Origin of the sequence: Citrobacter cronae, from assembly GCF_016893685.1 — a bacterium.
Lineage (GTDB): Bacteria > Pseudomonadota > Gammaproteobacteria > Enterobacterales > Enterobacteriaceae > Citrobacter > Citrobacter werkmanii.
On the sequence record NZ_CP069763.1, the window covers coordinates 1,127,804 to 1,133,915 of the forward strand.

A 6,112-nucleotide genomic window follows, 5' to 3' on the forward strand; every position below is an offset into this window, starting at 1 on the left:
GCACAAAAATGAAAGCTAACACTACCGGTTATATTATCGGTGCGTACCCTTGTGCACCCTCATTTCACCAAAAGAGTGAAGAGGAAGAGAAGGAATTCTGGCGTCAACTCTCAGATACCCCGGATATTCGCGGACTGGAGCAGCCCTGCCTTGAGCATCTGCATCCGTTAGGTGACGAGTGGTTATTGCGCCATACGCCAGGCGAGTGGCAAATCGTGGTCACAGCGATTATGGAGACCATGCGCCGTCGCGGCATCAATAGCGGTTTTGGGCTGGCCTCCAGCGACGAAGAGCAGCGTCAGGCCTGTGTGGCGTATTACCGCCATCTGCACCAGAAAATCAACCGTATTAATGCGGCCAGCGCCGGGAAAATAATCACCCTCGAACTGCATGCCGCTCCGCTGGCAAGCAACCCCAATGTCGCTCAGGCCACCGACGCGTTTGCCCGTTCGCTCCAGGAAATTACCCGTTGGGACTGGTCCTGCGATCTGGTGCTGGAACATTGCGATGCTATGACTGGCCCCGCGCCACGCAAAGGATTTTTGCCGTTAGAAAACGTACTGGACGCGATTGCCGGTTACGACATCAGCGTGTGTATTAACTGGGCGCGATCGGCGATTGAAGGGCAGGACCTCGCCCTACCGCTGGCCCACACGCAACAGGTCCAACGGGCCGGGAAACTGGGCGCGCTGATGTTCTCCGGCACGACGATTACAGGAGAATACGGCGAGTGGCAGGACCTGCACGCGCCGTTTGCTCCTTTCTGCCCGCAGAGCCTGATGACCGCCGATCATGCCCGCGAATTATTCACCTGTGCAGGAACCGAACTATTGCAATTTGCCGGTATTAAATTGCTGGAAATAAATGCCAATGCAGATGTGAACCATCGCGTAGCGATATTACGCGACGGCATCGCTGCATTAAACAAAGCAAAACTATAAAAATAACATACTACTCTACGAGAATATTAATATGAACATGACCTCTCGCCCTACACTCAAAGATATACCCCGTCAGCGCTGGCTGCGGATTATTCCCCCGATTCTGATCGCTTGTCTTATCTCTTATATGGACCGCGTTAATATCGCATTTGCGATGCCCGGCGGTATGGATGAGGAATTAGGTATTTCCGCCACCATGGCCGGTCTGGCCGGGGGAATTTTCTTCATCGGTTATCTGTTTTTACAGGTTCCCGGCGGAAAAATTGCCGTACACGGCAGCGGCAAGAAATTTATCGGCTGGTCGCTGGTTGCCTGGGCGGTTATTTCTGTTCTGACGGGATTGATCACTAATCAGTATCAACTGCTGGTTTTGCGTTTCTTACTCGGCGTGGCCGAAGGCGGCATGCTGCCGGTGGTGCTGACGATGATCAGTAACTGGTTCCCCGACGCCGAACGCGGTCGCGCCAATGCGATTGTGATTATGTTTGTGCCTATTGCCGGGATCATTACCGCCCCGCTCTCGGGCTGGATAATCACCGTACTCGACTGGCGCTGGCTGTTCATCATTGAAGGTTTACTCTCCGTCGTCGTTCTGGTGCTGTGGGCCTATACCGTTTACGACCGTCCGCAGGAAGCGCGCTGGATCTCTGAGGCGGAGAAAAATTACCTGGTAGAAACTCTGGCCGCCGAGCAAAAAGCGATTGCCGGAACAGAGGTCAAAAATGCCTCTCTGGGCGCGGTGTTGTCCGACAAAACCATGTGGCAGCTTATCGCCCTGAACTTCTTCTATCAGACCGGGATTTATGGTTACACCCTGTGGCTGCCGACCATCCTCAAAGAGTTGACCCACAGCAGCATGGGGCAAGTTGGCATGCTCGCTATTCTGCCGTACGTCGGCGCGATTGCCGGGATGTTCATGTTCTCTTCCCTCTCTGACCGGACTGGTAAACGCAAGCTGTTCGTCTGCCTGCCGCTGATTGGCTTTGCCCTGTGCATGTTCCTCTCTGTAGCGCTGAAAAATAACGTCTGGCTGGCTTATGCCGCGCTGGTTGGCTGCGGATTCTTCCTGCAATCCGCCGCGGGGGTGTTCTGGACTATTCCGGCGCGTTTGTTCAGCGCGGAAATGGCCGGTGGCGCACGTGGGGTCATCAATGCGTTGGGGAACCTTGGCGGTTTCTGCGGTCCTTACGCGGTCGGCGTACTTATCACCCTGTACAGCAAAGATGCTGGCGTTTACTGCCTGGCCGTCTCACTGGCTCTGGCCGCGCTGATGGCGCTGCTGCTGCCGGCGAAATGCGATGCGGGCGCAGCTCCGCTAAAGACACTGAATCCACATAAACGCACAGCCTGAAACAATGCCCGGGGGCGCTGCGCTCACCGGGCCTACAAAACCAATAAATACCCAAGGCCGGATACGCACAGCGCCATCCGGCAAAAATGAGATAACAAAGATGAGTGATAGAGAGACCTTTTGGCTAGGGATCGATTGTGGCGGTACGTATCTGAAAGCCGGTTTGTATGATGCCAAAGGTCATGAGCATGGAATTAACCGTCAATCGTTGCAGACCGTATCGCCATTACCGGGTTACGCCGAACGCGATATGCGCCAACTGTGGCAACAGTGTATCGCCACCATTGCCGGGCTGTTGAAACGCACCGGCGTATCCGGTGAACAAATCAAAGGCGTCGGTATCTCCGCTCAGGGCAAGGGACTGTTCCTTCTTGATAAACAGGATAAGCCGCTGGGCAATGCCATTCTCTCTTCCGACCGACGGGCGATGGACATCGTTCAGCGCTGGCAGCAGGATGGAATCCCCGCACAGCTCTACCCGATCACCCGCCAGACATTGTGGACCGGACATCCCGCATCCCTCCTGCGCTGGGTGAAAGAAAATGAACCGCAACGCTACGCGCAAATCGGCTGCGTCATGATGGGCCATGACTACCTGCGCTGGTGTTTAACCGGCGTGAAAGGCTGCGAAGAGAGCAACATCTCCGAGTCAAATCTCTACAACATGACGACAGGTCAGTACGACCCGCGTCTGACCCAGTGGCTGGGCATCAGTGAAGTCGACAATGCGCTACCGCCCATTGTCGGTTCAGCAGAAATATGCGGGGAAATCACCGCTCAAACGGCTGCCATAACCGGTCTGGCGGCGGGTACACCCGTCGTCGGCGGTCTGTTTGATGTGGTTTCCACCGCACTCTGCGCCGGGATCGAAGATGAACACACCCTCAACGCGGTGATGGGGACCTGGGCTGTCACCAGCGGGATCGCTCACGGCCTGCGCGACCACGAAGCGCATCCTTACGTCTATGGCCGCTATGTCAATGACGGGCAGTACATCGTTCACGAAGCCAGCCCGACCTCTTCCGGCAATCTGGAGTGGTTTACCGCCCAATGGGGCGAACTCTCTTTTGATGAGGTCAACCAGGCCGTTGCCAGCTTGCCGAAAGCCAGTAGCAATCTTTTGTTCCTGCCTTTTTTGTATGGCAGTAACGCCGGGCTGGAGATGACCAGCGGTTTTTATGGCATGCAGGCTTTACACACTCGCGCCCACTTATTGCAAGCCATCTACGAAGGCGTGGTTTTCAGCCATATGACCCATCTCAACCGCATGCGCGAACGTTTTACGCAGGTGCATACCCTGCGCGTTACCGGTGGTCCGGCGCACTCCAACGTCTGGATGCAAATGCTGGCGGACGTCAGCGGTTTACGGATCGAACTGCCGCAGGTTGAAGAGACCGGCTGCTTTGGCGCAGCGCTCGCCGCCCGCGTCGGCACCGGTGTTTATCGCAATTTCAGCGATGCCCAGCGCAGCTTACAGCATCCGGTACGCACCCTGTTGCCGGACGCCACGGCGCATGTGAACTATCAGCGCAAATACCGCCAATACCAGAATTTAATTACCGCACTGCAGGGCTATCACGCCCGTATTAAGGAGCACAAATAATGAGTCGACCATTACTGCAACTGGCGCTTGACCACACGAATCTGCAAGCGGCCCAACGCGATGTCGCTCTGTTACAGGAAAGTGTCGATATCGTTGAGGCCGGCACGATTCTCTGTTTAACCGAAGGTCTGGGCGCGGTGAAAGCGCTGCGCGCTCAGTGCCCAAATAAAATTATCGTCGCCGACTGGAAGGTGGCCGACGCAGGTGAAACCCTCGCCCAGCAAGCGTTTGGCGCAGGCGCCAACTGGATGACCATCATCTGCGCCGCGCCCCTCGCTACCGTAGAAAAAGGTCATAGCGTCGCACAGTCCTGCGGCGGTGAAATTCAGATGGAACTGTTCGGCAACTGGACTCTGGATGATGCCCGCGACTGGTATCGCGTCGGGGTTCGCCAGGCGATTTACCACCGTGGACGCGATGCGCAGGCCAGCGGTCAACAGTGGGGGGAAGCGGACCTGGCGCGGATGAAGGCGCTTTCCGATATTGGTCTGGAGCTGTCGATTACCGGTGGTATTACGCCTGCCGACCTGCCGCTGTTTCGCGACATCAACGTCAAAGCCTTTATCGCCGGACGCGCGCTGGCGGGAGCACAAAACCCGGCGCAGGTGGCCGCCGAATTCCATGCGCAAATCGACGCCATCTGGGGAGCACAGTATGCGTAACCATCCGTTAGGTATCTATGAAAAAGCGCTGGCGAAAGACCTCACCTGGCCGGAACGGCTGGTGCTGGCGAAGAGCTGCGGTTTTGATTTCGTTGAAATGTCGGTAGATGAAACCGATGAACGTCTGTCTCGCCTTGACTGGACCCCTGCCCAGCGTGCATCGCTGGTGAGCGCGATGCTGGAAACCGGCGTGGCCATTCCCTCCATGTGCCTGTCAGCCCACCGCCGCTTTCCCTTTGGCAGTCGCGATGAAGCCGTCCGCGCCCGGGCACGCGACATCATGACCAAAGCCATCCGCCTGGCCCGGGATTTAGGTATTCGTACCATTCAACTGGCCGGTTATGACGTCTATTACGAAGAACATGACGAAGGTACACAGCAGCGCTTTGCCGAGGGGCTGGCATGGGCAGTTGAGCAAGCCGCCGCCGCGCAGGTGATGCTGGCGGTAGAAATCATGGATACCGCATTTATGAACTCGATCAGCAAGTGGAAAAAGTGGGATGAAATGCTCTCATCGCCGTGGTTCACCGTCTACCCGGACGTGGGCAACCTCAGCGCCTGGGGTAACGACGTCACGGCTGAATTGACGTTGGGCATCGACCGTATCGCCGCTATCCATCTGAAGGACACGCTGCCGGTAACCGAAACCCATCCGGGCCAGTTTCGCGATGTACCCTTTGGCGAAGGATGCGTGGACTTTGTGGGCATCTTCAAAACGCTGCATGAGCTGAACTATCGCGGATCGTTTCTGATTGAAATGTGGACGGAAAAAGCAAAAGAACCGGTGCTGGAAATTATCCAGGCCCGACGCTGGATAGAAGACCGTATGCAGGAAGGAGGTTTTCCATGTTAGAACAACTGAAAGCCGAGGTGTTGGCAGCGAATCTGGCGCTGCCGGCACATGGTTTAGTCACCTTTACCTGGGGTAACGTCAGCGCAGTGGATGAAACACGCAAACTGATGGTTATCAAGCCATCCGGCGTGGAATATGACGTGATGACCGCCGACGATATGGTGGTGGTGGATATCGCCAGCAGCAACGTGGTTGAAGGCAGTAAAAAACCCTCGTCTGACACGCCAACCCATCTGGCGCTGTATCGCCGTTACCCAGAGATCGGCGGCATTGTGCACACGCACTCACGCCACGCGACAATCTGGTCGCAAGCAGGTCTTGATCTCCCGGCATGGGGTACCACGCATGCCGATTACTTTTACGGCACTATCCCATGCACCCGACTGATGACCGTGGAAGAGATCAACGGTGAATATGAATACCAGACCGGCGAAGTCATCATTAAAACGTTTGAGCAACGGGACCTGAACCCGATGCAGGTTCCGGCGGTACTGGTGCATTCACACGGCCCGTTCGCCTGGGGTAAAAACGCCGCGGATGCTGTGCATAACGCCGTGGTACTAGAGGAGTGCGCCTATATGGGACTGTTCTCACGCCAGTTGGCCCCACAGTTACCGGATATGCAGCCTGAGTTGCTGGATAAACACTATCTGCGTAAACACGGCGCGAATGCCTATTACGGACAGTAGCATGTCAGGCGCT

General features: G+C 56.1%; 6 protein-coding genes. All 6 read left to right on the top strand.

All coding sequences use genetic code 11. The features are described 5' to 3' along the window. Window positions 1–8: 8 nt before the first annotated feature. The 6 genes from JSN25_RS05010 to araD all read left to right on the top strand — a co-directional run bounded on the left by JSN25_RS05010 (window position 9) and on the right by araD (window position 6,099). The gene (locus tag JSN25_RS05010) at window positions 9–941 is read left to right on the top strand and encodes a DUF4862 family protein (protein ID WP_204525491.1); all 933 of its coding nucleotides are present in this window, start codon (window positions 9–11) and stop codon (window positions 939–941) included. Between the two features lie 31 nt (window positions 942–972). Beyond that, on the top strand, window positions 973–2,292 hold the full coding sequence (locus JSN25_RS05015; protein WP_204525492.1) for an MFS transporter: 1,320 nt from the start codon (window positions 973–975) through the stop codon (window positions 2,290–2,292). A gap of 100 nt (window positions 2,293–2,392) precedes the next feature. Continuing rightward, entirely contained in the window at window positions 2,393–3,895 is a 1,503-nt protein-coding gene (locus JSN25_RS05020; protein WP_204525493.1) for an FGGY-family carbohydrate kinase, read from the top strand. Beyond that, on the top strand, window positions 3,895–4,557 hold the full coding sequence (gene ulaD, locus JSN25_RS05025) for a 3-keto-L-gulonate-6-phosphate decarboxylase UlaD (protein WP_038635237.1): 663 nt from the start codon (window positions 3,895–3,897) through the stop codon (window positions 4,555–4,557). The genes JSN25_RS05020 and ulaD overlap by 1 nt, the downstream gene beginning before the upstream one ends. After that, entirely contained in the window at window positions 4,550–5,410 is an 861-nt protein-coding gene (locus JSN25_RS05030; protein WP_087857202.1) for an L-ribulose-5-phosphate 3-epimerase, read from the top strand. Before ulaD ends, JSN25_RS05030 begins: the two co-directional genes overlap by 8 nt. Then, the gene (gene araD / locus JSN25_RS05035; RefSeq protein ID WP_204525494.1) at window positions 5,404–6,099 is read left to right on the top strand and encodes an L-ribulose-5-phosphate 4-epimerase; all 696 of its coding nucleotides are present in this window, start codon (window positions 5,404–5,406) and stop codon (window positions 6,097–6,099) included. Before JSN25_RS05030 ends, araD begins: the two co-directional genes overlap by 7 nt. Window positions 6,100–6,112: the final 13 nt, after the last annotated feature.